Origin of the sequence: Ruegeria sp. HKCCA6707 (genome assembly GCF_013033515.1) — a bacterium.
Taxonomy (GTDB): Bacteria; Pseudomonadota; Alphaproteobacteria; order Rhodobacterales; family Rhodobacteraceae; genus Ruegeria.
Genome location: NZ_WQEG01000012.1, coordinates 61,207 through 85,809 on the forward strand (window position 1 = coordinate 61,207; position 24,603 = coordinate 85,809).

The window sequence follows — 24,603 nt, forward strand, 5'->3', positions numbered from 1 at the left end:
GACAGGATCAGCCGTTCTCACCCAAATACACAAAGCTCATTTTGTTGCCGTCGGGATCGCGGGCATATGCACCAAAGAAGTTGGGACCATAGTCAGGGCGTTCGCCCGGATCGCCTTCGTTGGTGCCACCATTTGCCAGAGCCGCCGCATGCACGTCGCGCACCTCGTCCTGACTTTGACATAGAAGGCCAACCATAGTGCCATTGCCAACAGTTGCTTCACCTTTGTCGAACGGTGTGGCAACCCAGATGGTACCCCCGCCGCGCAGCTCATAACAGACCGCATGCGGCATGTATTCGGCGATGACCTTGCCGCCCATTTTCGACACAACGGCATCGTAATACCCGCGCGCTTTGGGCACATCGTTAGAACCGATCATGACATAGTTAAGTGACATTTTTGAATTCCCTGAAAAAGAACGTAAAGGGAACATTAGGGATTACCCAGGCAACGCGCAACTCTTTTTTCGACACGCGACGGGTCATCATCATTGTGGCCAAATTACTGATATGTGATCGGAAACGACCGAGCGGTTCTTTTTATCGGCAATCCGAATGTGTAAGTTTTGTGAATGCTTGATTTGAACGATGCACACCCCCTTCAGAAAAGCCAGAATTACGAGATCTTTGATCACCCGGTTCATGCCGGCGTTTTGTTGAAGGTGCGCGTGGATAAGCCGAAAAAAAGGCTGTTCAAACGGTATTCGCAATACCGGTATGGCAACCTCCGGCAATGGAGCCGTGAGGCGAATGAGTACCTTGCCGCTCTGCACCGGGGATGCCCCGAGATCTGGCGGCTTGCGGGGTTTTTCGGCTATGCCGCGACCAGCAGGGGGCCAGCTATTGCTGTCGAGAAGATGACAGGCCCGGACGGGCAGATGGCGCGCACGCTGGCGCAAGAGTTCAACGAAACGCCAAAGGATGATCCAAAACGCGATGCCCTGAAACAAGAGCTGATCGAGCTTTTGGATGACCTTGATCGTGGTCGCATTATTGTTGGGGATATCGGGCTGCAAAATATCGTGCGGGCTCAGGAGCGTGACGGAAAGCTTGTGGTGATCGACGGGTTGGGAGAGCGTGTTTTGCTGCCGCTGACCTTGATCAATGCGCAGGCGTTCCGGTTCCAATCCATGCGCCGTCGCAAACGGCTCTTGCGATAACGCGTGCGATCAGGTTTTCTGCCTTTGTTTCTGGACTTGAAGATCAGTTGGACTGGCGCGATCACGGCATACTTCTGACCTCTCGCCGTCATGGTGAGACGGCAGCGATTATCGAGGTCTTTACCGAAGACCATGGCCGCCATGCGGGTGTTGTGCGTGGAGGGACCAGTCGCAAGATCGCGCCGATCCTTCAGCCCGGAGCGCAATTGGATGTTCTGTGGCGCGCGCGGTTAGAGGAGCATCTGGGCACGTTTCAGGTAGAACCCTTGCGATCGCGGGCGGCTGCGGCCTTTTCCGGGCGGTTGGCGTTGTCCGGTTTGAACGCGGTGGTGGCGCTATTGTCATTCTGTCTGCCCGAGCGCGCTGCCTATCAGGCGCTTTATAAACAAACCGAACAGCTTATGGATTTGCTGGGCCAGGATGAGATCTGGCCGTTGGCCTATATGCACTGGGAACGCACCCTGCTCGAGTCGATGGGTTTTGGGCTGGATTTGACGTCTTGCGCCGTGACTGGCGCAACCGAGGGGCTGGTTTTTGTGTCCCCCAAGACCGGGCGCGCAGTAAGCGCTCAAGGAGCAGGGGAATGGGCGGACAAGCTACTGCCTCTACCACCTTGCCTGCGCGGAGAAGGTTCGGCACCGGATGCCGAGATCGTGCAAGCCCTTGAGACGACCGGGTACTTTCTGCACCACCGCGTCGCTCCGTCACTAGGCCATACACCTCTGCCCGAGGCGCGCGGGCGGTTCGTGGACCATTTCACTCGACGGCTGTGAAAACCATCTCATGACCTGTTTCATTGCGTAGGATCAGCACATCGCCGGATACTTCGGACTGCGTCATCGCAAGTAGGGCCGCGAAAAAGGTCCCTTCGGCCTCTAGCCCCGCACAGGCGGCGCGGGTCGCGGACAGGTCTTTGATCTCGAACCAGGGGTAAGGGGCGTCCAACGTGCCAGAATAGCTGTTGCAAGGCGCGTTGCCGGCAATCTTGCCCTCTGCTGGAAAGCTCAAGATAGCGCTTGCTGCGTAGGGCTGACCGTCAATCTCCTGCAGAGACCAACTGCGGTCTGCTGCGCCATAGGCTGTGACGGTTTCGTCCTTGTCACACTGTAACAGGGCGACAAAGGGCAGGGTCAGGATCAAACGGGTCATCACGTGATCTTAGCGCGTCCCTACATCAGCCGAAACCACCCTCAAAAAGCGATTTCCCCGCTCAAAAGTTCGTCGCGCACTTCAAGCCGGGGTCGCCAGTTGTATCGCGTATCTGCCTGAATCGGAGCCCAGTACAAGGCACCGCTGTTTCGCCACGGGTCAAGGATGATGCTGTCTTTCATGGTCGCGCCTTTGGCACTGATGGCGGCTGAATGGTGAATGATGCGCCAAGAGGTCGGAGGCGAGGTCACCCAATGCAGGTCAAGAGTTCGAAAGCCTTCCTGGTTGAGACGTCCTGTCATCGCCTGCGCCCAGTCGTTGCACAGACCTTTTTCGCGAAACCCGTTGGCGATTTTTGCATTGTGCACGAGCGCAGAATCCGTCACCTGCCACTCTCGCGCCAGTCGCTGAGAATACTCGTATGAGATTGTGGCGGCGCGCTGCGCCTCGGCAGGGTCGACATTGGGGCCCAGATTGCGGATTTCGGCGGCCAAAGCATCGATGTCGGTCTGGCTGGCCGTGGGGTAGGTCGTGGCACACCCTCCGAGAGCGAGGAGGACAAATGTCAGGCACAGGGCGAAGAGGCGTCTGGTCATGTTTCTTGGTTCGTCTGCTGTTCGGTCAAAGCGTGTTCGTTGGGTGCAGTAGTCGCGTTGCGCCGGTCTTCCTAGGGGAAAGTTTCAGAATTGGCGGATCGAGGCCGATCCGTTGCAGAGCGTGATCAATTTGACCAAAAAAGACCCGGCTGCTTGAAGCCGGGTCAGGTGGGGAAACCGCGATGACAACCGGGCGTCAGCCCAGCAGCCGTCGCGCAATGACTTGAGCCTGAATTTCGGCGGCGCCTTCAAAGATGTTCAGAATACGCGCGTCACACAGCACGCGGCTAATCTTGTACTCCAGCGCGAACCCGTTGCCACCATGGATCTGCAGCCCATTGTCAGCAGCAGCCCAGGCCACCCGGGCCCCCAACAGCTTGGCCATTCCGGCCTCAAGGTCACAGCGATGGCCGTTGTCTTTTTCCCAGGCCGAGAAATAGGTCAGTTGCCGGGCAATCATGATCTCGACCGCCATCATGGCCAGCTTGCCTGAAACGCGGGGGAAGTTGATCAGGGATTTGCCGAACTGCTTGCGGTCCTGCGCGTATTGCATCGCGATATCCAGCGCGCTTTGGGCTACGCCAATTGCGCGCGCGGCGGTCTGGATGCGGGCGGATTCGAAAGTCTCCATCAGCTGTTTGAAGCCTTTGCCTTCTTCGCCACCCAGCAGGTTTTCGCCCTTCACGTGGAATCCGTCAAAGCCCAGTTCGTATTCCTTCATGCCGCGGTAGCCCAGAACTTCGATCTCACCACCTGTCATGCCAGGGGTGGGAAAGGGGTTCTCATCCGTGCCTGGCGTCTTTTCCGCCAAAAACATCGACAACCCGCGATGATCGCTGGTGTCGGGGTTTGTGCGGGCCAGCAAGGTCATCACATGGGTGCGGGCCGCATGGGTGATCCAAGTCTTGTTACCGGTGATCTGATAATCGCCGTTGTCATCCTTGACGGCGCGGGTGCGCAGGCTGCCCAGATCCGAGCCGGTATTGGGTTCGGTGAATACTGCTGTTGGCAGAATCTCGGCGCTGGCCAGCTTTGGCAGCCAGTTTGCCTTCTGCTCATCTGTGCCGCCGGCCAGAATCAACTCAGCCGCGATCTCGGAGCGGGTGCCCAGCGATCCCACGCCGATATAGCCGCGCGATAGTTCTTCCGACACCACGCACATTGAGGCTTTGGACAGGCCGAAACCGCCGAATTCTTCGGGGATGGTCAGGCCAAAGACGCCCATCTCGGCCAGCTCCTCGATGATCTCGATTGGGATCAACTCGTCTTTTAGGTGCCATTCATGCGCGTTCGGTTCGACCTTTTCCTGTGCATAGCGGCGGAACTGGTCGCGGATCATTTCCAGTTCATCGTCCAACCCGGAAGCACCGAACATGGTCGCGCCCGCCTGATCCTGCATCAACGCAACCAACCGGCTGCGCGCGGGTTGCGAGTTGGCCTGCGCCATCAATGTCTGAACCTCGATGCATTGGAAACCAGATAAAGCGTCCCAACCCAGACCCATATCCTGCAGGCGAATAACTTCACCCTGGTTCATCGGAATTCCGCCAGCGATCTGATGCAGGTACTCGCCAAAAGCGATCTGGTGCAAGAGTTGTTCCAGCTCAGCAAATTTGCCTTCAGCGTCCAGGGCCTCGGCCCAGCGCTGCATCTGTTGCAAGGACTGGTGATATGTGGCCAACCAGGCCAGACCATGTGCTGCGGTCTGGTTTGCCTCGATCAAGCCGCCCGACACACGCCCATCTTGCACAACCATTTCACGGACAGATTCCCGCGCGAGGTCATAGACAGTCTGAACCGCGGGCAAAGCAGCACGGGTGAGTGTCAGAAGCTCGGGCAACACGGCTGCGGGGGTCATGGTGGTCACATCCTGTCCGTCATGAGGCATGAATCACGTCCTTCTCTGGGTTGTCCGGTCATATCATGCTGCACATGCAGCGCAACAAAAATACTTTATTTGACGCAAAAAAGTTCAAAAGTTACGCGATGAATTTTGCAGTGCAGAGAAAAATCTGGGTGCTATGTAGGGGCATGACTTTGTTTTCACTTATGTCTCCGCAGGATCTGTATTTGGCATTTCTAGTGGCGTTTGTCGCGGGATGGATCAAGGGCATGGTCGGGTTTGCCATGCCGATGGTACTTATTTCAGGGCTTAGCATCATGTTGCCGCCGGATTTGGCCTTGGCCGGATTGATCCTGCCGACACTTGTGACAAACGGCGTTCAAGCGCTCCGCGAAGGGCCGGTCGCGGCGCTCTCGTCGATCCGTCGGTTCCGGGTGTTTTTGAGCATCGGCTTGCTCTGCCTTTTGGTCAGCGCGCAACTGGTCAGTGTGATGTCCCCACAGGCGCTTTTGTTGATGATCGGGCTGCCGGTGTCTTTTTTCGCCCTGATCCAGCTTTTGGGCGTGAAACTGGTGCTGCAAAACCCGTCGCTGCGCATCGAGGCGCTGATTGGTGGGCTTGCGGGATTTGTTGGCGGGTTTTCGGGTGTTTGGGGGCCGCCGACGGTATCGTACCTGACGGCTCTGAACACGCCCAAGGCTGAACAAATGCGGATCCAAGGGGTGATTTATGGCCTTGGCGCCGTGGCTCTGGTCGTCGCGCATCTGGGGTCGGGTATCCTGCGTACCGAAACGGCGCTGTTCTCGGCCACGCTTGTGCCCCCGGCCATCGCCGGGATGATGTGCGGCCTGGCAGTTCAAACCCGCATCGACCAGACCCAATTCAGAAAGCTGACGCTGTTGGTGTTGCTAATCGCCGGGTTGAACCTGCTGCGCCGTGCGCTTTTGGGCTAGGCCCGCCTGTCCCAAAACCGAAAGGCAAAATAGAGACCAAGCATCAGGAAGAACAAACCCGAGATATCGCCGATGAGAAAGGCAATATATTCCACTCGGGCACTGCCAAAGGCTGCGTTGGTCAGGATTGCGACCAGAACGGATGTAATTACGCCAACGCCCATCACACAGGACCAGCAAGGGCGTCGATCTGGCTTTGGAAACAGATCCCACCCCATCCATTTGAACGCATAGAACACCGCAGGCACCGTCGTGACCGCCACGACGATCGCCAACAGTCGGCTGGGCAGAAACACGCTCCAACCGCCGACCATGACGAACACCAAGAATACCCCGGGCAGCAGCGAAAAGATCGCGCGCCACCCCAACAACCACGCCGCAAGGACCCGTACGCCGTGGGGTAGGAACAGCAAGCTGGCATAGCTTGGATACTGCGGAAAGAACATGTTCTGCAAAGGCATCAACACCTCGAAGGTGAAGATGGAAGCAAGAACATAGGCCGACGAGGCGATTAAGGTTTCAGAAATCCAGTCACGCACAAAGGTCAGCCAAATTGTTGTTCATCTGTTACCGCGGTGCATTGACCACATAGCGCCCGCGGTTCGCATTACCACTTTGCGAGAGGTAACCCTTTTGAACCAGAGACTTCAAAGCGCGAAAAAAGGTCGGGCGCGATACGCTCTGAACCAAAGTATGCTCAATCAGCCCAAAGGTGCGAACCTCTTGCTGTGACTTCGACAGCTCTTCGGCGGCATAATAGATGTCTTTTTCCACCGGAGAGAGTTCTTCCAGCCCCAGAGTACGCTCCATGCTTTGCATGAGTTTGCGAAGTTCAGCAAGTTTCGAGATTTCTGTCATCATATTCCTGTGTTGTTCAGTGCCGGTCCATGATTGGCGGCGCGTTACCAAAACGCCGAAACCAACACTCACCCCCATTTTCCTGTCCATTACAAAATCTGGTCAGCCATTAGCGCAGGTGTGAGTGAGCGCGCAAAGGCCAGCCAAGGTTGAACGACGGCTCGGGCATATACGCGCCTTGTGCCGTCGCTGCAATGGTCTCAGTCTTAGACTATGGCCAACCAGCCTCGCAACGCGATCTGAACCGGTTCGCGTCAACGTGATGGGTTGTGTTGTCCGGCGGAAACATATTGCACACCGGAAAGAAGGAAAGGGGCCAAGAGGCCCCTTTCCCGACTAGCCGATTGCGACGGCCTTTATGTCTTCGTCGATGAACGGGACATACTGCTCAAAGTTTTCGGCAAACATATGCACCAGCTTTTCGGCCTGTTTGTCGAATGCAGCTTGATCATCCCATGTGCGACGCGGGTCCAAAAGCACCTCGGGGACGCCTGGAACCGAGACCGGAACATCAAAGCCGAAATTCGCATCTTTGCGGAATTCTGCATCCCGCAGCGATCCTTCAAGTGCTGCCGTCAACAGGGCGCGGGTGGCTTTGATCGGCATCCGGCTGCCAATTCCATAGGCGCCTCCGGTCCAGCCGGTATTTACCAGCCAACATGTGGCGCCGTGCTGAGCGATCTTGTTGCGCAACAGATTGCCATAGGCTTCGGGACGGCGCGGCATGAAGGGGGCACCGAAACAGGTTGAGAACGTGGGCTGCGGCTCGGTCACGCCACGTTCGGTGCCTGCCACCTTGGAGGTGAAACCGGAAAGGAAGTGATACATCGCTTGCGCCGGGGTCAGACGCGCGATGGGCGGCAGCACACCAAAGGCATCACAGGTCAACATGATGATGTTTTTCGGATGCCCGCCAAGCGCGCTGGACGAGGCGTTCGAGATATATTCCAGCGGGTAGGCACAGCGCATGTTGGCTGTCAGGGAGTCGTCATCGAAATCCAGTTCCTTGGTTTCTGGGTCAAAGACCATGTTTTCGATCACAGTCCCGAACTTGCTGGTGGTCGCATAGATCTCGGGTTCGGCTTCGGCACTCAGATTGATGGTCTTGGCATAGCAGCCACCTTCGAAGTTGAAGGTGCCACGATCCGACCAGCCATGTTCGTCATCGCCAATCAAAATGCGGGCGGGGTCTGCTGACAGAGTCGTCTTACCGGTGCCGGACAGGCCAAAGAAAACCGCCGTATCAACCGGATTGCCAACCGCGTGGTTTGCCGAACAGTGCATCGGCATCACGCCTTTCTCGGGCAGCATGTAGTTCAGCAGTGTAAAGACGGATTTCTTGTTCTCACCCGCATATTCTGTGCCGCCAATCAGGATCAGCTTGCGATCAAAGTTCAGCGCGATCACTGTTTCGCTTTGGCAATCGTGTTTCTTGGGGTCTGCCTGAAAGCTGGGGCAGTTGATGATGGTGAAATCTGCGACGAAATCATCCAGATCTTCACGATCCGGACGGCGCAGCAGGTGCCGGATAAACAGATTGTGCCAGGCCAGTTCGGTGACCATACGCACATTGATCGAATAGGTCGGGTCAGCACCACCAACGAGATCCTGAACGAAATAGTCGCGGCCTTTCATGTGCGCGAGCATATCCTGATGAAGGGCATCAAACCCTTCCGGGCTCATGGCCGCGTTATTTTCCCACCAGATACTGTCTGCAACGCTGTCGGTCTTGACCACATGCTTGTCTTTAGGTGACCGACCGGTGAATTTGCCGGTGGTCACAAGAAACGCGCCACCCTGGCCAAGGGTTCCTTCATCGCGTTTCAGGGCTTCTTCGATCAGCGCCGGTTCCATGAAGTTGTAATAGACATTGCCCAGACCCTCGATGCCTTGATCTTCGAGCCGGAATTGCGGGTTAACCCGTCCAGATGTCATGTCACTCTTCTCCTATGGCGGCGCCCCGGGCGTGTTTGCCGGCTACGCACATTGGGTATTTTGCCGGGAGTACCCGGCGGGTGAGCGGGTCTTACCATGGCATTTTAGGGCATGAACAGAAGGGTTTGGTGTAGTTAGCGCAACCAAGTTCAGGTTTAGCGCAACCAATTTTTCCTGTCGGAAAATCGAAGGTGTTTCTGGGCCCGGTTAAGGCTTTTTTGCCGCATCTGTGTGACAACAAACGCACGATTCTCAGATACGGATTGATTCGCGGCCTTAAAAACGCCAGAAATGCGTACAATAAGCGCATTATTGCGTGATTGAGCAGGAACAGGGGCAAACCCGATGTCAAAAATTGCACTGGTGGACGACGATAGGAACATCCTGACGTCCGTTTCCATGACGCTCGAAGCGGAAGGCTTTGAGGTCGAAACCTATAATGACGGTCAAGCGGCGCTTGATGCGTTCAACAAGAAGCTGCCCGATATGGCGGTTCTGGATATCAAGATGCCCCGCATGGACGGTATGGATCTGTTGCAGCGACTGCGCCAGAAAACCCAGATGCCGGTGATTTTCCTGACCTCCAAAGACGATGAGATCGATGAGGTTTTGGGTCTGCGGATGGGCGCCGACGATTATGTCAAGAAGCCGTTCTCACAGCGTCTGCTGGTTGAACGTATTCGCGCTTTGTTGCGCCGTCAGGAAGCAACGGATGGGGATGCGGCAGGCACCACCACCGGCGATACCAAGGTGATGGAGCGGGGCGAGCTGCGCATGGATCCGCTGCGCCACGCTGTCAGTTGGAAAGGCAACGATGTTTCGTTGACCGTGACCGAGTTTCTTCTGCTGCAGGCGCTCGCACAACGACCGGGATTCGTCAAAAGCCGCGATCAGTTGATGGATGTGGCCTATGACGATCAGGTCTATGTGGACGACCGCACCATCGATAGCCACATCAAGCGCCTGCGCAAGAAGATGCGCGCGGCTGATCCAGAGTTTTCAGCCATCGAAACGCTTTACGGTATCGGGTATCGATATAATGAAGAATAAGATCTGCGGATCTTGGTGGGATAACTGATCTTCGTGCGTGATACGGATAGGGAACAAGAACTGCAGGACGGCGATGTCGTTCTTGGGGATGATTGGGTCATTCCCCAGGATCCCGATTTTTCTGAACTGCGCGAGAAACGTTCGCGGCGGAATTTGTTTTCGCTGCGCAGTTCGCCGCTTGCACGCCGGATTATCACGCTCAACCTGATCGCGCTTGTGATCTTGGTTGGTGGGTTGCTGTATCTTGACGACTCTCGAACCGAAAGAGTGCAACAAACCGCCAGCAACCTGATTGGCGACGCCCAACTTGTGAGCAACGTGTTTGAAACGCAACTGCGTCAACCGGGTCGCACAAGCAATGGTGAAGCAACCGCATTGGACGTGCGCGACACGCTGTCAGGTTTGACCCTGCCCGAAGGGGGTGAGGTCTTTGTGTATGACAGCACCGGTACTCTGGTCGGATGGACGCGCGGCGCTTCGGTAGATATCGATTTGCCCGTTCTCATGCGCTCGGACAGCGATGCTGGGAGCGCGCGCACTCTGATCAGTGACGCGTTGACCGCCGTCTGGCGGGGTGTGTCCGCGATTTTCAGTAATTACGATGCCGATTCGGCGCCGACTCTGGCGCAACAGGTGCAGCAGATTGTACCCGGCGCTTTGAATGGCGAGATTCAGGTGCAGGCCGTCAAAGACGAACACGGAGAGACCGTGATCGTCGCCGCAGCCCCTATCAACCTTGATGCGGTTCCGGTTGGCGCGGTTGCCATGGCCGGTCCTGCGGGTGAGATCGACGCGCTGGCGCGCCAGCAGCAAGAGCGTATCTTGCAGATGTTCGTTGTGGCTCTGTTGGTCTCGATTGGTCTTAGCCTGATCCTGGCCTCGACCATCGCCAATCCGCTGGCTGATCTGGCGGCAGCCGCCGAAATGGGGAAAGACCGCGGATCAGGGGTGAACCCGGGACGGATCCGCATTCCCGATCTCGGCGCGCGACCCGATGAGATCGGACGGCTCAGCCGCGCGCTGCGCGGAATGGTTGGCGCGCTTTACAACAGGATCGACGCCAACGAACAGTTCGCCGCTGACGTCGCGCATGAGATCAAGAACCCTCTGGCCAGTTTGCAATCGGCGGTGGGTACGCTGCGCATGGTCAAACGCGATGATCAGCGCGAAAAACTGCTGGGTGTGATCGAACATGACGTGCGTCGCCTTGACCGGCTTGTCAGTGACATTTCGAATGCGTCGCGTCTGGATGCCGAACTTGTCAAAGAAGCTGAACAGCCCTTTGATCTACTCAACCTGCTAAACAATATCGGTCAGTTCCTGGGTGAAGACGCGCGCTCGAAGGGGATCGACTATATCACCGACATGCCGAAAGGTCCGATTGTCATCAACGGGCTTGAGGCACGTCTGGCGCAGGTTTTCGTAAACCTGATCACCAACGCGATTTCCTTCTGCACCGAAAATGATGCTATCCGTGTCTGGGTGCGCCAGCGCGACAACCGGGTCCTTGTGGTTGTCGAGGACACTGGCCCTGGGATTCCCGATCAGGCGCTCACCAAGGTATTCAAACGGTTCTATTCGCAACGCCCGGAAGAGCATTTTGGCAACAATTCAGGCCTCGGATTAGCAATTTCTAAACAGATCGTCGAAGCCCATGGCGGCGTGATCTGGGCTGAAAACATTCGCCCAACCGAAGCCGATGTCACTTCGGACCCATTGGGGGCCCGGTTCGTGGTGGGTCTTCCCATCTAACGCATGACGGTCACGACCCTATCCGAAACAGCAGGTCTGGATCAGGCCTGTATCCACGCGACTTGTGTTTCTGTGGGCGGTAAGGGGCTGTTGCTGATTGGTGCGTCCGGTTCGGGCAAATCAACGCTTGCGCTGCAGATGATGGCACTGGGCGCGCAGTTGGTTGCGGATGATCGCGTTGATCTTTGGCTGCAAGCTGATGCCGTGATGGCGGTGGCCCCGACGCGATTACGCGGCCTGATCGAGGCGCGGGGAATCGGGTTATTGCAGGCTGTAGCGTCCGAGGCTGTGCCGATCACCTATGTCATCGACCTTGATCAAACAGAGCCCGCGCGCCTGCCCGATCCTGTTCAAGTTTCTGTGCTGGGGCAATCTGTTCCCTTGCTTCGCGCGCACGGCTTGCCCAACTTGCCGGCAGCACTCATGCAATTGGCAAAGAAAGGGCGTGTGGATCCGCAATGGCCGAGCAAGTGACAACACAGCAGCGTATCGTGTTGGTTACCGGCCCGTCCGGGGCCGGGCGCTCCACGGCTATTCATGTGCTTGAAGATCTCGGCTTTGAGGCGATCGACAACCTGCCCATGGGGCTTTTGACCCGTTTGTTGGACGGCGCCGACCCCTCGGGCCCGATGGCGTTGGGCATCGACGCGCGCAATCGGGATTTTTCGACCATTGGGTTCATCGAGTTGGCCGCCAAGCTTGGCCGCATGGCGCAGGTCGACCTGACCGTGTTGTATCTGGATTGCAATGACGATGTCCTGTTGCGGAGATATTCGGAAACCCGCCGCCGCCATCCCTTTGCCCAAGGTGCAAGCCCCGAAACAGGGATTCAGCAGGAAAAGGAACTGCTGTTGCCGATCCGGGAAATCGCCGACAGTTTGATCGACACCAGCGCGCTGAACGTTCACCAGCTACGTGAAGAGGTTGAGCTGTGGTTCGCGCCTCAAGGTGGTCGACACTTGGCTGTGTCAGTCGAGTCTTTCTCGTATAAACGCGGGTTGCCGCGCGGGCTCGACATGGTGTTTGATTGCCGGTTTCTGGCCAATCCTTACTGGCGACCGGAATTGCGCGCCGAGGATGGTCGAAATGCAGATGTTGCAGCCTATGTTCAGTCAGATGGAAACTATGACGCGTTCTTTGACCGGGTCGTTGACCTGCTGATCGTTTTGCTTCCTGCCTTTCGGGCCGAAGGCAAGGCGCATTTGTCCATAGCTTTTGGATGCACCGGTGGGCAACACCGCTCGGTCGCCGTGGCCGAAGCTGTTGCAAAGACCCTTGCAGAAGCGGGTCAGCAGGTGTCAATAAGGCATCGCGAAATGGAGCGTCGATCGTTGAATGTGAGGCCGGATTGATCGGGATCGTAATTGTTGCGCATGGTGGGTTGGCAAAGGAATATCTGGCAGCCACTCAGCATGTGGTGGGTAAACAGCCCGGGCTGGTCGCCATCTCGATCGAGGCGGACCATGACCGTGAGGAAAAACAAGCCGAAATCTGTCGCGCGGCCGACGCCGTAGATGCTGGTGACGGGGTCGTCGTCGTCACTGATCTTTTTGGCGGCAGCCCATCGAATCTGAGCTTGCGCGCCTGCGCCCCGCAGGATCGACGCATCCTATATGGTGCGAATCTCCCCATGCTGATCAAATTGGCCAAAAGCCGCCACCTGCCACTGGCTGATGCGGTGCGGGGCGCATTGGAAGCTGGACGCAAATATATAAATGCGCAAAATGTGACGTTAGAGTGATTTGGACTGACTTTAATGACGACTAAAAGACTGAAAATAATAAATGAAAAGGGCCTGCACGCGCGCGCATCAGCAAAATTGGTCGAAGTGGTAGAAGGGTTCGATGCCAATGCCGAGGTGTCGAAAGACGGTCTTTCTGCGTCTGGAGACAGTATAATGGGCCTTTTGATGTTGGCAGCATCGCGCGGAACGACTATTGACGTCGAGACGTCCGGACCGGATGCTGAGGCGTTGGCAGACGCGTTAGAGACTTTGGTGAACGACAAGTTTGGTGAAGGGTTCTGAAGCAGAAATTTCGCTGCCAAACTGAGGGATGGGAAGACCAGGAATTGGCGGAAACCACGCACCATAGCAAGACGGCACCCGTCGTGGATCAAACTGCGGAAGTGGGCGAAGTCTATGACCGTAGAACGCTGACCTACGCAAATTCCTTTGATGACGCTTGGACGGCGACGGCCATTCGCGCCATCGAATGGTGTACTGGCAAGCTGACCATTTTGCGCATGGTCAACAAGTTCGAAAAAAGCAACGAACACTACCGCGGCCAGAAATTCTGGGGTGGCGCGCTCAACACCATGGGGATCGATCTGACCACCCCACAGGAGCAGATTGCGCGCATTCCGAAAGAGGGCCCGGTGGTGGTTGTCGCCAACCACCCGCATGGCATGGTTGACGGGATGATCCTGGCCGAGTTGATCGGCAGGGTCCGCAGCGACTATCGCATCCTGACACGCTCGGTCCTGACCGGCCTGGATGAGGCTGCGACGTCGTTCATGATTCCAGTCCCGTTTCCCCACGACCCCGAGGCGCAGGCCAAAATGCTTGAGATGCGCGGCAAAGCGATGGACCATCTGAAAGAGGGCGGTGTTGTAGCTCTGTTCCCGTCCGGTGTGGTGATGTCGTCCGACGACTGGTTCGGCCCCGCTATCGAACGCGAATGGAATGTGTTCACAGCGAAAATGATCCGCCGTTCGGGCGCACGTGTCGTGCCTATTTTCTTTCCGGGAAGCAACTCGCGCTGGTATCAGATCGCCAATCGTCTTTCACCGATCCTGCGTCAGGGATTGCTGCTGCACGAGATCGTTCGGTCCTGCAACAAGCCTCAATCCCCGGTCATCGGCGACCCGATTTCCGATCAGGATATGGAATTGCTCGAGCGTGACCCGCGCGGCTTTATGGGCTGGCTCAGAAATCACACTTTGTCTTTGGGCAAAGCTGGCAAGGATTGATCCGCTACTTCAGGTCGCGCAAACCTCCTGAAGGTGCTGTTTTGTTCACCGCGTGGGGACAGGTACGTCGCCTCGGTAGTCATAGAAACCCCGTTGCGTCTTGCGTCCCAGCCATCCGGCCTCGACATATTTCGTAAGCAGCGGACAGGGTCGATATTTGGTGTCGGCCAGCCCGTCATGCAGCACATTCATGATCGCAAGGCAGGTGTCCAGCCCGATGAAATCCGCCAGTTCCAACGGCCCCATCGGATGGTTGGCCCCCAGTTTCATCGACTGGTCAATGGACTGAACGCTGCCCACACCTTCATAGAGCGTATAAACCGCCTCGTTGATCATCGGCATCAGGATGCGGTTAACAATAAACGCAGGGAAATCCTCGGCACTGGCCGCGGTTTTGCCCAGCTTGTCCACGACGGTTTTACAGGCCGAAAACGTTTCTTCATCCGTTGCAATCCCGCGGATCAATTCCACCAGCTGCATCACCGGCACCGGGTTCATAAAGTGGAAGCCCATGAACTTTTCCGGCCGATCCGTACGGCTGGCCAGCCGGGTGATCGAGATCGACGAGGTGTTAGACGTCAGAATCGTATGCGGCTGCAGATGTGGTTGCAGATCTTCGAAAATCGCCTGTTTGACCGTTTCCCTTTCGGTGGCGGCCTCGATCACCAGATCGGTTTGCCCCAGGTCCGGCAGGCTCAGGGTGGTTCTGATTCGCTTCAACGCCCCAGAAACCGCCTCTTCGGTGATCTTTCCACGCGACGCTTGACGCGACAAGTTTGCCTCGATCGTCGAAATTGCGGCATTCAGCGCATCTTGGCTGATGTCATTCAGCAATACATCATAGTCTGCCAGAGCCAACACATGCGCAATTCCGTTGCCCATCTGACCGGCGCCGATCACTCCTACAGATTTGATTTCCATGGCTTAAGCCTCTGCTCGCTGAATATGCCGGACATTATCGGCAGTTCCGTCCGGGCGGCAAGGGGCTGAGGCCACTCTAAGCTGCGTAAATTGCGCGCGTTAGCGGTTTCTAAAGACTTGGGGCTGCAAGATGGCGACCGGGTGAAAAATGGGTGAGTGATATGAGCTACCAAGCTATCAGCGTGGGCGGTCCCACGGATGTTGTGTGCCGGTACGGCACCTCAGGTCTTGCGTTTCGTGGGCCAAAACAGCCTTTGGAGCAAGGATACATTGCCTGCATCGGGGGCGACGAAACATTTGGCCGATTTGTTGAGGCGCCGTTTCCGGCAGTACTCGAAGACCGGCTCACACGGCGATGCGTGAATTTCGGCAGTCTGTTTTGCGGTATCGACGCGATGGTCCATGATAGCGGTCTGATCGATCTGGCCAATGGTGCTGGTCTTTGCGTTGTTCAGCTGCCCTCGGCGGTCAGCCAGTCAAACAGGTTCTACCGCGTACATGTCCGTCGAAACGACCGGTTTCTCGCGCCAACGGCTGAGCTGGTTGCGCTATTTCCCGAAGTGGATTTCACAGAGGTGCATTTCGTTCAGCATCTGCTACAGCGATTGCGGTCGGTTTCTGAAGCCCGTTTCGAGAAAATTACGCAAGAACTGCAGCAGCAATGGCTGCAGAGTATGAACCAAATTCTTGACCAGATAGAGACTCCGACCATTCTGCTGTGGTTACAGATCAACCGCGGTGCATTTGACTGCGCACCGATCGAAACGTCCATGGTGCAGGCGCTACAGCATCGTACTCAAGATATCGTTACTGTTCCCGTACAGGTGTCAGGCGAATCCGATGAGTTGGAAGACATGCTGTTTGGTACGTTGCAACAACCGATAGCGGAACACATGCTGGGCCCGGCAGCTCATCGGCATATTGCCGAGGCATTGACTTGGTCAATCAACAGTCAGGGATGAAAAAAGGCCCGCCAAAGACGGGCCTTTCCCAAAAATCATGGGCTTAGGCTTAACCCAGTTTTTCGGTGAGTTCCGGTACGGCTGCAAACAGGTCTGCAACCAATCCGAAATCGGCAACCTGGAAGATCGGTGCCTCTTCGTCCTTGTTGATCGCGACGATGACCTTGCTGTCTTTCATACCGGCCAAGTGCTGGATCGCACCCGAGATACCGACGGCGACATAGAGGTCCGGGGCAACAACCTTACCGGTCTGACCCACCTGCCAGTCGTTCGGGGCATACCCCGAGTCGACCGCCGCGCGGGACGCACCGACGGCAGCGCCCAGCTTGTCAGCCAGTTTTTCGATCAGCGCGAAATCCTCTTCCGAGCCGACACCACGTCCACCGGACACAACAACACCGGCCGAGGTCAGCTCGGGGCGGTCGCTTTCGGCCACTTTGTCTTCAACCCATTCAGACAGGCCTTCGGAGCCGGGAACCGAAACGGTCTCAACCGGGGCAGAGCCGCCTTCGCCAGCCGCGTCAAAGCTTGCAGTCCGCAAGGTGACAACTTTCTTGGCGTCGTTCGACTTCACCGTCTGGATCGCGTTGCCCGCATAGATCGGACGCTCAAAGGTCGACCCGTCCACCACGCCGGATGCATCCGAGATCACCATCACGTCCAGCAGGGCTGCCACGCGCGGCATCACGTTCTTGGCGTCTGTGGTCGCAGGGGCCACGATATGCTCATACCCATCGGCCAGCGATACGATCAGCGCAGCGGTCGATTCCGCCAGGCGATGACCCAGCGATGCATCTTCGGCCACCAACACCTTGGCCACACCGTCGATCTTGGCGGCGGCCTCACCGGCAGCGGCGGCCGAGCCACCTGCGGCCAGAACGGTCACATCACCCAGAGCTTTTGCAGCGTTGACAGCCTTGGCTGTGGCGTCCAGCGCCAGTTCACCATTGTTGACTTCGGCAAGCAGAAGTACAGCCATTACACAGCCCCCGCTTCTTTGAGTTTCTCGACCAGCTCGTCGACAGAGCCCACGATGATACCAGCGGCGCGCGCTGGCGGCTCTTCGGTTTTGACCACTTCCAGACGCGGGGTGACGTCGACGCCGTAATCGGCGGCGGTTTTCTCATCCAACGGCTTTTTCTTGGCCTTCATGATGTTGGGCAGCGACGCATAGCGCGGCTCGTTCAGGCGCAGATCAACGGTCACGATGGTCGGCATCTTGACGCTGATGGTCTGCAAACCGCCATCAACCTCGCGGGTGATCTTGGCGCTATCGCCTTCGATATCCACCTCAGATGCAAAAGTCGCCTGGCTCCAACCCAGCAGGGCCGACAGCATCTGGCCGGTGGCGTTCATGTCATTGTCGATCGCCTGTTTGCCCGCCAGAACAATGCCCGGCTGCTCTTCCTCGACCACTTTGGCCAGGATCTTTGCGACGGCCAGAGGTTCGATATCGGTGTGTACGTCATCAGCGGCCACGACCAGAATCGCGCGGTCAGCACCCATGGCCAATGCGGTACGCAGGGTTTCCTGCGCCTGCTTTACACCGATCGAAACAGCAACAACTTCGTCGGCCTTGCCTGCTTCTTTCAGGCGGATCGCCTCTTCGACGGCAATTTCGTCGAACGGGTTCATCGACATTTTGACATTGGCGAGATCAACACCGCTTCCGTCCGCTTTGACGCGAACCTTCACGTTGTAGTCGATCACGCGCTTGACAGGCACAAGTACCTTCATTTTTGCGTTTACTCCTTACAAAAACGGCAAGCCGCGTCGCGACTCCACCAATGCTCTCGCTGGACTGAATAGCGCTTCACGCAGTGCGAAGACAGGGCAAAATCGTCACGTTTTCATCACGAGACGTCGCGTTCCATGTGTTCTTTCAGAAAAAACCGACGAACAGCGGGCAGGGCGCCCGCCTGATGGTTGGGGTTCAACAGATGGTCAGAGCATCCAGAACCCAGGTTGCATGACGGTTGAGATCGCTATCTAACGATGCGCGCGCCATCGCCTGTTCGGCGCGTTCCATCATCTCGGGGCTGCGATACCACTCTGCGACCTGCCTGGCGCGGTCGGCCTGACCGGGCAGGCTCCATTCATTCTCGGGCCAGAAGGCGGTCGACCAAATGCTTGGAAACCCGCCCGAGATATTCCAGTCTTGGGCCAGACGGCCGAACAGATCGGCATCGTCCCATTGCCAAAGGTGTCGCAGCATCGGGTCGGGGTCGTGGCCAGCGCTGGCGAACATACACAGGATGTCATCCAGATAGCAGTCTTGCGCATTGCGCCCACCCGGCTTGTGACTGTCCAGAAACAGCAGAGTGAACCGAGTGATTACATCGACTTCCGGCGGTGTCCAGCGGTCGGGCAAACCGGTGGCAAAGCGCATCAAGCTAACTTCAATGCCAACGTTTGCAACCTCGTGTCCTTGCGCTAAAAGCTCGATCACGCGTGGCAACAGATAGCGCGACAGGGCAAGTGAAACTTGCGGATCAGAGGCCGCGAAGAACCAGTCATTGACGTAGTGCAGCGGAAGCGCGCGAATATCTGGCGTAAAGAAATCGGCCTCGATCTCGGGATACATGCAACACTGTTCGCAGACTTCCAAAGCTGTGGGTTTGGGCCGCTTGAAAACGGTATAGGCGTCTTCGATGCATGCCGCCATCGCGGGTGTCAGCGGTTTGCGCCCGGAACCCATAGAACGTCGTCTTTGCCATCGTTGTTCGCGCAGCGTGCCGCCACGAAAAACCAGTCGCTCAGCCGGTTCAGGTATTTCACCGCTACTTCGTTGACCGGCTCCATATTAGTCAGTTCAACCGCCAGACGTTCGGCGCGGCGAGACACAGTGCGGCAGACATGCAAATGGGCTGCCAGACGCGATCCTCCGGGCAGGATAAAGCTGCGCAAGGGCTCAAGATCCGCGTTCATCGCGTCAATCTCGGCCTCAAGCCGGTCAATCTGAGCAGGCGCGATGCGAAGCGGCGGGTAATCGGCCTCGGCGTCCTTTTCCATATCCGGACGACAGAAATCAGCGCCCAGATCAAAGAGATCATTCTGAATGCGGGCCAGCGCCGCATCGGTTTCGCCCTCGGCCTCTGTCCGGGCCACGCCAACGAATGAGTTCAACTCATCCACGGTACCATAGGCGGCCACTCGGCCCGAATATTTGGCAACCCGTTCGCCATTGCCCAAAGCGGTTTTGCCGTCGTCGCCGGTGCGCGTGTAGATTTTGTTGAGAACAACCACCGCTTACCCTCCTGTTCCGCGCAGGTAGACGTAGAGCACGATCAGCATCACGGCAATGAACTGAAACAGGATGCGAAGCTGCATCATCTTGTTGCTTTTGACCGCAGCGTTTTTGCCTGCCTTGCCGAAATTGGCGATACCGATCACCAACACAACAACCACGGCAGCCATCGCCAGCAAGAGTACGACCATCAAGAGGTCCATATCAGTCCCGTCCACATTCTGTTTCTTTGCTCATCATCTAGCCTTGCTCGGTCAAAAAGCGAACGGGTAATTTCGCCTCAGATGTCGGACAGGATGCGATCAATGGCCCGCGTCGGCAGCATTCGGCGCAAATACCCGGCGATATAGGTAGGGGTGGTCACATAGTAGCGCGGTCGGGGGCGTTTGGATTCCACCGCGTGTGCCAGCTTTTTGGTCACCGCCGAGGCAGGCAGTTCGAACCGGTCCGGTCCTGAGGATTCGTACAGCCGGTTCAGCAGTTTGCGCTCATACCGGTCGCGGATGGCCGAGCTTTTCCAATCGACAAACCGTTCAAACATCGGGATCGAGTTTTCGCGGATTTTTGAGGTGATGGGGCCGGGTTCGATCAGAATGACCTTTATGTCGGTATCACCCAGCTCCAACCGCAGCGTGTCTGACAACCCTTCAATGGCGTATTTCGTGGCCACATAAGCCCCGCGCCAGGGAAAGGCCACCAGACCCAGCACGGATGAGTTCTGCACGATTCGCCCGTGCCCCTGCGCGCGCATGACCGGGATGACCTGCCGGGTCAGCTCGTGCCATCCAAACACATTGGCTTCGAATATCTGGCGAAGGCCGTCTGTGGGTACATCTTCAAGAGCGCCGGGCAAACCGTGCGCGCCGTTGTTGAACAAAGCGTCCAAGGTGCCGCCTGTGGCCTCAAGCACTTGGGCCAGTCCTTCGGTCATGCTGGTTGTGTCGGTATAGTCAATACGCGGGCTGTCGAAGCCCTGCGCGCGCATGCGGTCGCAATCCCGTTGCTGTCTGCATGACGCGAAGACGCGCCAACCTCGCTCGCGCATTCCAAGAGCCGCGTCCAAGCCGATCCCCGAGGAGCAGCCGGTAATAAGTATGGATTTTTGCATTGCCTGTCCGAACCTTGATCCGCCCCAAAGCTATTGCCGGGGTAGGGTGGGGGCAATGACCGACGGTGTTAATTCGAGGTTTTACCCAAAAGCGAAGAAGAAACCCATCCGATCTGTTGCTGCGGCAACACGCGGACGCGCAACCATCCCGTACCCGAGTCGCCCAAAACTTCGGCCTTCTGTCCGATCGACAATTTGGTGATCACCGGATAGATCGTTCCGGGACCGTCCCGCATGTTAACGCGCGTGCCCGTGACTTCGCGCCAGTCTTTGACCGGTTCTGTCGTCACCGGTGTGTCTTCCACGATTGTATCAGACGGCTGCGCGCGCTCGCGCAGTCCAGCGGCGCCCTCTTCCAGAGATGCGAGCGTGAGGTTCGCGTTTGGAGTGGCGAAACCGGAAAGCTGCGGCAACGACGCGCTGTCTGCAGTCGCTTGATCAGTTTCATCCGCTTCGAAAATGACCACAGGTTCCGCTGTCTGGCGCAGCGGGGCCGTGCGGGCAGCAACATTGGTCACCAATTGTTCGGCCTGCGGTTGGCGTATGGGTTTTGGCGCAGGTTTCGGGGCCGGCGTTTCGGCCACGCGTTCGGGGGCCACCAAAGCTTTGCTGCGCGGCTCGAAATTCGGGCCATCGCTCATGACATAGAAACACCAAGCCAAAGCGGCAAAGGTCAACAGAATAAGGCGCGGCATGGCGCTTCCCCCAGGTAATCGACAGCAGATTAAGCAGGCAGCATCTAATGCGAAGATGATATCATAGAAGCGGGTTTCTGTCGAAAAATGGGGGAAATCCGAGGGTTGGCTACCCCTGTTGCAAAAAGCCTGACTTGTCCCCAGCAAAAAATGCCGCGATTGCTTTACCCGCGCGCGCTTGCGTTGTACCACATCATGTATGAACGACACGATCGACGACCCCAACATGGAGGCCCCTGAGAACGGGGGCGAAGTAGCCGAACCGCTGCGCCGCGCCATAGGTGAGCGGTATCTGACCTATGCGCTGTCCACCATCATGCACCGCGCCCTGCCGGATGCGCGGGACGGGTTGAAGCCAGTGCACCGGCGAATCCTCTATGCGATGCGCGAATTGCGACTCAGCGCGACGGGGGGCTTCCGTAAGTCCGCCAAGATTTCAGGCGACGTGATGGGCAACTATCACCCACATGGTGATGCCGCAATTTACGACGCGATGGCGCGTTTGGCGCAGGATTTCAACGTGCGCTATCCGCTGGTCGACGGGCAAGGGAATTTCGGCAATATCGACGGTGATAACCCGGCGGCCTCGCGATACACCGAGGCGCGAATGACAATCGTAGCCGAGGCGCTGCTTGAGGGGCTGAACGAAGACGCTGTTGATTTCCGCGACAATTACGACGGTACCCTGACCGAACCGGTCGTGCTGCCCGCGCAATTTCCCAATCTGCTGGCCAATGGCGCCAGCGGCATCGCCGTGGGGATGGCGACCAATATCCCTCCGCATAATATTTCAGAGCTGTGCGACGCTTGCCTGCATCTGATCAAAACCCCGGATGCGCGCGACGACACGCTGTTGAACTATGTGCCCGGACCCGATTTCCCGACCGGTGGCGTCATTGTCGAACCGCCCGAGAACATCGCACAAGCCTATCGCACGGGGCGCGGTTCGTTCCGCCTGCGCTGTAAGTTCGAAGTTGAGGATCTGGGGCGTGGCCAGTGGCAAATCGTCGTTACCGAAATCCCCTATCAGGTTCAGAAATCCAAGCTGATCGAAAAGATCGCAGAACTGATCCAGACCAAGAAAATTCCGATCCTCGCCGATGTGCGCGACGAATCCGCCGATGACATCCGTTTGATTCTGGAACCACGCTCCAAGAACGTGGATCCCGAAGTGTTGATGGGCATGCTCTATCGCAACTCGGACCTTGAGGTCCGGTTCAGCCTGAACATGAACGTGCTGATCGACGGGGTCACGCCCAAGGTCTGCTCGATGAAGGAAGTGCTGCGCGCTTTCCTCGACCACCGGCAAGAGGTGCTGCTGCGCCGCTCGCGTCACCGTCTGGGCAAGATTGATCACCGGTTAGAGGTCTTGGAGGGCTTTATCGTCGCCTTCTTGAACCTCGACCGTGTGATCGACATCATCCGCTATGACGATGACCCCAAAGCCGCATTAATGCGCGAGGATTGGGGCATTGACCACGTCCGCGCCACCAGCGAAGCGGATTACGTCTCGCCAAAACCTGGCGAAGGCGAGCTGTCCGAGGTTCAAGTCGACGCAATCCTCAACATGCGCCTTCGCAGTTTGCGCCGTCTGGAAGAGATGGAGCTGGTGCGTGAACGCGACGAATTGATGAAAGAGCGTGCGAACCTGGAAGACCTGCTGGCCGATCCGGCCCTGCAATGGGCCAGTATCGCCGAGCAGCTGAAAGAGACCAAGAAAACCTTTGGCAAAGACTACGAAGGTGGCGCACGTCGCACCCGGTTCGCCGAGGCCGGTCAGGTTGAAGAGGTTCCGCTGGAGGCGATGATCGACAAGGAACCGATCACGGTGGTCTGTTCGCAGATGGGCTGGATCCGCGCCATGACCGGCCATATCGATCTGACCCGCGAGCTGAAGTTCAAGGATGGCGACGGGCCGCGCTTTATCTTCCATGCCGAAACCACTGACAGGTTGCTGGTATTTGCGTCCAACGGCCGTTTTTACACGGTCAGCGCGGCCAACCTTCCCGGCGGCCGGGGCATGGGGGAACCGCTGCGCCTGATGGTCGACTTGCCCAATGAGGCGCAGATCATCGATATCCTGATCCACAAGCCAGGGCGCAAACTGCTGGTGGCCTCGGATGCGGGCAATGGTTTCATGGTGCCCGAAGATGACGTGCTGGCGCAAACGCGGAACGGCAAGCAGGTGCTGAACGTCAAGGAAGACGAGACCGCCATGATCTGTAAACCGGTTGTCGGTGATCACGTGGCGGTGGTGTCTCAGAACGGCAAGTTCCTGGTGTTCCCGACCGAAGACCTGCCCGAAATGACGCGCGGCAAAGGGGTGCGCTTGCAAAAGTACAATATGGCACGCGGGCGTCAGGGTACGCTGGAATTGGATGGCGGCTTGTCCGACATCACCACATTCAACTGGGAAGACGGCCTCAGATGGTCGATGGGCGGCGATAAGACGCGGCACGAGGCGGATATGTCCCAATGGCTGGCTAAACGCGCCAGCGTTGGCAAAAAGCCGCCCTATGGGTTCCCACGCGATTATAAATTTTCGTGAGCGCAGCCCCTGAGTGGTGGTTTTCTGCTGATACGGCTTGGCACAGGCCGTATCGGTAGGGTAAACCCAATAAAAACAGGCCTATCGAGACATGATCATGCGACGCATTCTGACCCTGATGACCGGACTGGCCCTTTTGGGTGCCTGCGCTCAGACGCAGCTTTATGAAGACCCCGAAGAATTGGGCGAGTTCAACTTGCGTGTGAACTATGCCTTTGCAGACAACGCGGTACAGGGGCCTGTCTCGCGCGATGCAACGCCCGATGAGTGGACCGCCGCGATTCAAAACGCGGTGGATGTGCGCCTGGGGCGTTATGAGGGCGCGCAGGAATACGACATCGGCATCAGCCTCGAAGGTTATATGCTGGCACCTCCGGGGATCCCGGTGATCTACAATCCCAAAAGCACGGCAATTGTTCTGGTGAATGTCTATGACGTCGGCAAGGAAGAGTTCGTGGCCAAGGGCAAGCAGTTCCAGGTGCTTGAGGACACAACCGGCGAAAGCGTTTTTGCCGGGTCCGGCCATTCCCGCTCACGTGAAGAACAGATGAACGGTCTGGCCCTGAAGGTTGCGGACCGCGTCGAGGAATGGCTGGCCGAAGAACATCTTGAAAACGGGTGGTTCAAAAGACGCCCTGACTTGATCCAGCCGCTCGAATCCTCCGAGGTTACGCAAAATCCGGCGTAACCGTCGATTTCCCGCAGGATGTGCTTGATTTTCGCCTTTGAACCAAATATCCCGCGCGCGCAGATGTAACCTACGGGACCAAAGGTCCCCAAAACGCAAAAGGGCGCCTGAGGAATGGCAAAGGAAAAGTTTGAGCGTACAAAACCGCACGTCAACATTGGCACGATTG

The 24,603-nt window shown here is 57.2% G+C and carries 28 protein-coding genes; 13 read left to right on the top strand and 15 right to left on the bottom strand.

The genetic code is table 11. The annotated features are described in order from the left end of the window. Positions 1-7: 7 nt before the first annotated feature. Complete coding sequence (locus GOW40_RS19930; protein ID WP_171102794.1) at positions 8-397, bottom strand: VOC family protein; 390 nt, start codon at positions 395-397, stop codon at positions 8-10. 174 nt (positions 398-571) lie between these two features. Here GOW40_RS19930 and GOW40_RS19935 point away from each other — a divergent pair, with 174 nt between their 5' ends. Next, positions 572-1,159, top strand: coding sequence for a YrbL family protein (locus tag GOW40_RS19935; RefSeq protein WP_171102796.1), 588 nt, complete (start codon positions 572-574; stop codon positions 1,157-1,159). A gap of 47 nt (positions 1,160-1,206) precedes the next feature. Beyond that, a complete protein-coding gene (gene recO / locus GOW40_RS19940) occupies positions 1,207-1,932 on the top strand; it encodes a DNA repair protein RecO (protein WP_171130545.1) in 726 nt (241 codons plus the stop codon). On the opposite strand, the gene GOW40_RS19945 is transcribed toward recO, so the two are convergent. From GOW40_RS19945 to GOW40_RS19955, 3 genes are all read right to left on the bottom strand, one after another. Beyond that, positions 1,916-2,308 carry an META domain-containing protein gene (locus GOW40_RS19945; protein WP_171130543.1) on the bottom strand — a complete coding sequence of 131 codons (393 nt, stop codon included), beginning with the start codon at positions 2,306-2,308 and terminating at the stop codon, positions 1,916-1,918. The two genes, recO and GOW40_RS19945, sit on opposite strands and share 17 nt — an antisense overlap. A 41-nt stretch (positions 2,309-2,349) precedes the next feature. Beyond that, positions 2,350-2,904, bottom strand: coding sequence for a hypothetical protein (locus GOW40_RS19950; protein ID WP_171130542.1), 555 nt, complete (start codon positions 2,902-2,904; stop codon positions 2,350-2,352). Between the two features lie 196 nt (positions 2,905-3,100). After that, positions 3,101-4,792, bottom strand: coding sequence for an acyl-CoA dehydrogenase family protein (locus GOW40_RS19955; protein ID WP_171130539.1), 1,692 nt, complete (start codon positions 4,790-4,792; stop codon positions 3,101-3,103). A 143-nt stretch (positions 4,793-4,935) separates the two neighbouring features. Here GOW40_RS19955 and GOW40_RS19960 point away from each other — a divergent pair, with 143 nt between their 5' ends. Further along, positions 4,936-5,700: a sulfite exporter TauE/SafE family protein gene (locus tag GOW40_RS19960; protein WP_171130537.1), complete on the top strand. Its 765-nt coding sequence runs from the start codon at positions 4,936-4,938 to the stop codon at positions 5,698-5,700. Here GOW40_RS19960 and GOW40_RS19965 read toward each other — a convergent pair. The 3 genes from GOW40_RS19965 to GOW40_RS19975 all read right to left on the bottom strand — a co-directional run bounded on the left by GOW40_RS19965 (position 5,697) and on the right by GOW40_RS19975 (position 8,493). Continuing rightward, entirely contained in the window at positions 5,697-6,239 is a 543-nt protein-coding gene (locus GOW40_RS19965) for a hypothetical protein (RefSeq protein WP_171130535.1), read from the bottom strand. The two genes, GOW40_RS19960 and GOW40_RS19965, sit on opposite strands and share 4 nt — an antisense overlap. Before the next feature lie 28 nt (positions 6,240-6,267). Further along, on the bottom strand, positions 6,268-6,558 hold the full coding sequence (locus tag GOW40_RS19970; RefSeq protein WP_171102808.1) for a hypothetical protein: 291 nt from the start codon (positions 6,556-6,558) through the stop codon (positions 6,268-6,270). A gap of 336 nt (positions 6,559-6,894) precedes the next feature. Continuing rightward, positions 6,895-8,493 carry a phosphoenolpyruvate carboxykinase gene (locus GOW40_RS19975; RefSeq protein WP_171102810.1) on the bottom strand — a complete coding sequence of 533 codons (1,599 nt, stop codon included), beginning with the start codon at positions 8,491-8,493 and terminating at the stop codon, positions 6,895-6,897. A 345-nt stretch (positions 8,494-8,838) separates the two neighbouring features. On the opposite strand from GOW40_RS19975, the gene GOW40_RS19980 reads away from it, so the two are divergent. Genes GOW40_RS19980 through GOW40_RS20010 form a run of 7 tightly spaced genes read left to right on the top strand, consistent with a single transcriptional unit; the run spans position 8,839 to position 14,265 of the window. After that, complete coding sequence (locus tag GOW40_RS19980) at positions 8,839-9,543, top strand: response regulator transcription factor (protein WP_171102812.1); 705 nt, start codon at positions 8,839-8,841, stop codon at positions 9,541-9,543. 33 nt (positions 9,544-9,576) lie between these two features. Next, on the top strand, positions 9,577-11,295 hold the full coding sequence (locus GOW40_RS19985; protein ID WP_171102814.1) for a sensor histidine kinase: 1,719 nt from the start codon (positions 9,577-9,579) through the stop codon (positions 11,293-11,295). A gap of 3 nt (positions 11,296-11,298) precedes the next feature. Beyond that, on the top strand, positions 11,299-11,769 hold the full coding sequence (locus tag GOW40_RS19990; RefSeq protein ID WP_171130533.1) for an HPr kinase/phosphorylase: 471 nt from the start codon (positions 11,299-11,301) through the stop codon (positions 11,767-11,769). After that, positions 11,754-12,647, top strand: coding sequence for an RNase adapter RapZ (rapZ, locus tag GOW40_RS19995; protein ID WP_171130531.1), 894 nt, complete (start codon positions 11,754-11,756; stop codon positions 12,645-12,647). Before GOW40_RS19990 ends, rapZ begins: the two co-directional genes overlap by 16 nt. Then, positions 12,644-13,036 carry a PTS sugar transporter subunit IIA gene (locus GOW40_RS20000; protein WP_171102821.1) on the top strand — a complete coding sequence of 131 codons (393 nt, stop codon included), beginning with the start codon at positions 12,644-12,646 and terminating at the stop codon, positions 13,034-13,036. The genes rapZ and GOW40_RS20000 overlap by 4 nt, the downstream gene beginning before the upstream one ends. 15 nt (positions 13,037-13,051) lie before the next feature. After that, positions 13,052-13,321 (top strand): HPr family phosphocarrier protein, encoded by a 270-nt coding sequence (locus tag GOW40_RS20005; RefSeq protein WP_171102823.1) that lies wholly within the window; start codon positions 13,052-13,054, stop codon positions 13,319-13,321. 44 nt (positions 13,322-13,365) lie between these two features. After that, positions 13,366-14,265: a lysophospholipid acyltransferase family protein gene (locus tag GOW40_RS20010; RefSeq protein WP_171130528.1), complete on the top strand. Its 900-nt coding sequence runs from the start codon at positions 13,366-13,368 to the stop codon at positions 14,263-14,265. Between the two features lie 45 nt (positions 14,266-14,310). On the opposite strand, the gene GOW40_RS20015 is transcribed toward GOW40_RS20010, so the two are convergent. Further along, positions 14,311-15,186 carry a 3-hydroxybutyryl-CoA dehydrogenase gene (locus GOW40_RS20015; protein ID WP_171130526.1) on the bottom strand — a complete coding sequence of 292 codons (876 nt, stop codon included), beginning with the start codon at positions 15,184-15,186 and terminating at the stop codon, positions 14,311-14,313. A gap of 161 nt (positions 15,187-15,347) precedes the next feature. On the opposite strand from GOW40_RS20015, the gene GOW40_RS20020 reads away from it, so the two are divergent. Continuing rightward, positions 15,348-16,148, top strand: a complete 801-nt coding sequence (locus GOW40_RS20020) for a DUF6473 family protein (protein ID WP_254444524.1) — start codon at positions 15,348-15,350, stop codon at positions 16,146-16,148. A gap of 49 nt (positions 16,149-16,197) precedes the next feature. Here GOW40_RS20020 and GOW40_RS20025 read toward each other — a convergent pair whose 3' ends face one another. From GOW40_RS20025 to GOW40_RS20055, 7 genes are all read right to left on the bottom strand, one after another. Further along, complete coding sequence (locus GOW40_RS20025) at positions 16,198-17,127, bottom strand: electron transfer flavoprotein subunit alpha/FixB family protein (protein ID WP_171136767.1); 930 nt, start codon at positions 17,125-17,127, stop codon at positions 16,198-16,200. Then, on the bottom strand, positions 17,127-17,885 hold the full coding sequence (locus GOW40_RS20030) for an electron transfer flavoprotein subunit beta/FixA family protein (protein WP_171102831.1): 759 nt from the start codon (positions 17,883-17,885) through the stop codon (positions 17,127-17,129). The genes GOW40_RS20025 and GOW40_RS20030 overlap by 1 nt, the downstream gene beginning before the upstream one ends. A gap of 196 nt (positions 17,886-18,081) precedes the next feature. Then, the gene (locus tag GOW40_RS20035) at positions 18,082-18,846 is read right to left on the bottom strand and encodes a hypothetical protein (protein ID WP_171130522.1); all 765 of its coding nucleotides are present in this window, start codon (positions 18,844-18,846) and stop codon (positions 18,082-18,084) included. After that, positions 18,822-19,394, bottom strand: coding sequence for a cob(I)yrinic acid a,c-diamide adenosyltransferase (locus GOW40_RS20040; RefSeq protein WP_171130520.1), 573 nt, complete (start codon positions 19,392-19,394; stop codon positions 18,822-18,824). The genes GOW40_RS20035 and GOW40_RS20040 overlap by 25 nt, the downstream gene beginning before the upstream one ends. Positions 19,395-19,397: 3 nt before the next feature. Next, complete coding sequence (locus GOW40_RS20045) at positions 19,398-19,598, bottom strand: twin transmembrane helix small protein (protein ID WP_171102837.1); 201 nt, start codon at positions 19,596-19,598, stop codon at positions 19,398-19,400. 77 nt (positions 19,599-19,675) lie between these two features. Further along, entirely contained in the window at positions 19,676-20,503 is an 828-nt protein-coding gene (locus GOW40_RS20050; RefSeq protein WP_171130518.1) for an SDR family NAD(P)-dependent oxidoreductase, read from the bottom strand. A 68-nt stretch (positions 20,504-20,571) separates the two neighbouring features. Then, positions 20,572-21,198 carry an SH3 domain-containing protein gene (locus GOW40_RS20055; RefSeq protein ID WP_254444525.1) on the bottom strand — a complete coding sequence of 209 codons (627 nt, stop codon included), beginning with the start codon at positions 21,196-21,198 and terminating at the stop codon, positions 20,572-20,574. 199 nt (positions 21,199-21,397) lie between these two features. Here GOW40_RS20055 and GOW40_RS20060 point away from each other — a divergent pair, with 199 nt between their 5' ends. Together GOW40_RS20060 and GOW40_RS20065 are read left to right on the top strand one after the other, a co-directional pair. After that, a complete protein-coding gene (locus tag GOW40_RS20060) occupies positions 21,398-23,746 on the top strand; it encodes a DNA topoisomerase IV subunit A (RefSeq protein ID WP_171130516.1) in 2,349 nt (782 codons plus the stop codon). 97 nt (positions 23,747-23,843) lie between these two features. Beyond that, the gene (locus tag GOW40_RS20065) at positions 23,844-24,434 is read left to right on the top strand and encodes a hypothetical protein (RefSeq protein ID WP_171102843.1); all 591 of its coding nucleotides are present in this window, start codon (positions 23,844-23,846) and stop codon (positions 24,432-24,434) included. Positions 24,435-24,603 lie beyond the last annotated feature (169 nt).

Excerpts from the sequence above, each read along its gene's own strand:
- GOW40_RS20065 (WP_171102843.1), top strand. The coding sequence starts at position 23,844 with ATGCGACGCATTCTGACCCTGATGACCGGACTGGCCCTTTTGGGTGCC.
- GOW40_RS20050 (WP_171130518.1), bottom strand. The coding sequence starts at position 20,503 with ATGCAAAAATCCATACTTATTACCGGCTGCTCCTCGGGGATCGGCTTG.
- GOW40_RS19935 (WP_171102796.1), top strand. The coding sequence starts at position 572 with ATGCTTGATTTGAACGATGCACACCCCCTTCAGAAAAGCCAGAATTAC.
- GOW40_RS19950 (WP_171130542.1), bottom strand. The coding sequence starts at position 2,904 with ATGACCAGACGCCTCTTCGCCCTGTGCCTGACATTTGTCCTCCTCGCT.
- GOW40_RS20030 (WP_171102831.1), bottom strand. The coding sequence starts at position 17,885 with ATGAAGGTACTTGTGCCTGTCAAGCGCGTGATCGACTACAACGTGAAG.
- GOW40_RS20035 (WP_171130522.1), bottom strand. The coding sequence starts at position 18,846 with ATGGGTTCCGGGCGCAAACCGCTGACACCCGCGATGGCGGCATGCATC.
- rapZ (WP_171130531.1), top strand. The coding sequence starts at position 11,754 with ATGGCCGAGCAAGTGACAACACAGCAGCGTATCGTGTTGGTTACCGGC.
- GOW40_RS20015 (WP_171130526.1), bottom strand. The coding sequence starts at position 15,186 with ATGGAAATCAAATCTGTAGGAGTGATCGGCGCCGGTCAGATGGGCAAC.
- GOW40_RS20045 (WP_171102837.1), bottom strand. The coding sequence starts at position 19,598 with ATGGACCTCTTGATGGTCGTACTCTTGCTGGCGATGGCTGCCGTGGTT.
- GOW40_RS19945 (WP_171130543.1), bottom strand. The coding sequence starts at position 2,308 with ATGACCCGTTTGATCCTGACCCTGCCCTTTGTCGCCCTGTTACAGTGT.
- GOW40_RS19955 (WP_171130539.1), bottom strand. The coding sequence starts at position 4,792 with ATGCCTCATGACGGACAGGATGTGACCACCATGACCCCCGCAGCCGTG.
- GOW40_RS20055 (WP_254444525.1), bottom strand. The coding sequence starts at position 21,198 with ATGCCGCGCCTTATTCTGTTGACCTTTGCCGCTTTGGCTTGGTGTTTC.
- GOW40_RS19970 (WP_171102808.1), bottom strand. The coding sequence starts at position 6,558 with ATGACAGAAATCTCGAAACTTGCTGAACTTCGCAAACTCATGCAAAGC.
- GOW40_RS19980 (WP_171102812.1), top strand. The coding sequence starts at position 8,839 with ATGTCAAAAATTGCACTGGTGGACGACGATAGGAACATCCTGACGTCC.
- GOW40_RS20025 (WP_171136767.1), bottom strand. The coding sequence starts at position 17,127 with ATGGCTGTACTTCTGCTTGCCGAAGTCAACAATGGTGAACTGGCGCTG.
- GOW40_RS19930 (WP_171102794.1), bottom strand. The coding sequence starts at position 397 with ATGTCACTTAACTATGTCATGATCGGTTCTAACGATGTGCCCAAAGCG.
- GOW40_RS20005 (WP_171102823.1), top strand. The coding sequence starts at position 13,052 with ATGACGACTAAAAGACTGAAAATAATAAATGAAAAGGGCCTGCACGCG.
- GOW40_RS19990 (WP_171130533.1), top strand. The coding sequence starts at position 11,299 with ATGACGGTCACGACCCTATCCGAAACAGCAGGTCTGGATCAGGCCTGT.
- GOW40_RS19975 (WP_171102810.1), bottom strand. The coding sequence starts at position 8,493 with ATGACATCTGGACGGGTTAACCCGCAATTCCGGCTCGAAGATCAAGGC.
- GOW40_RS20020 (WP_254444524.1), top strand. The coding sequence starts at position 15,348 with ATGAGCTACCAAGCTATCAGCGTGGGCGGTCCCACGGATGTTGTGTGC.
- GOW40_RS20060 (WP_171130516.1), top strand. The coding sequence starts at position 21,398 with ATGAACGACACGATCGACGACCCCAACATGGAGGCCCCTGAGAACGGG.
- GOW40_RS19960 (WP_171130537.1), top strand. The coding sequence starts at position 4,936 with ATGACTTTGTTTTCACTTATGTCTCCGCAGGATCTGTATTTGGCATTT.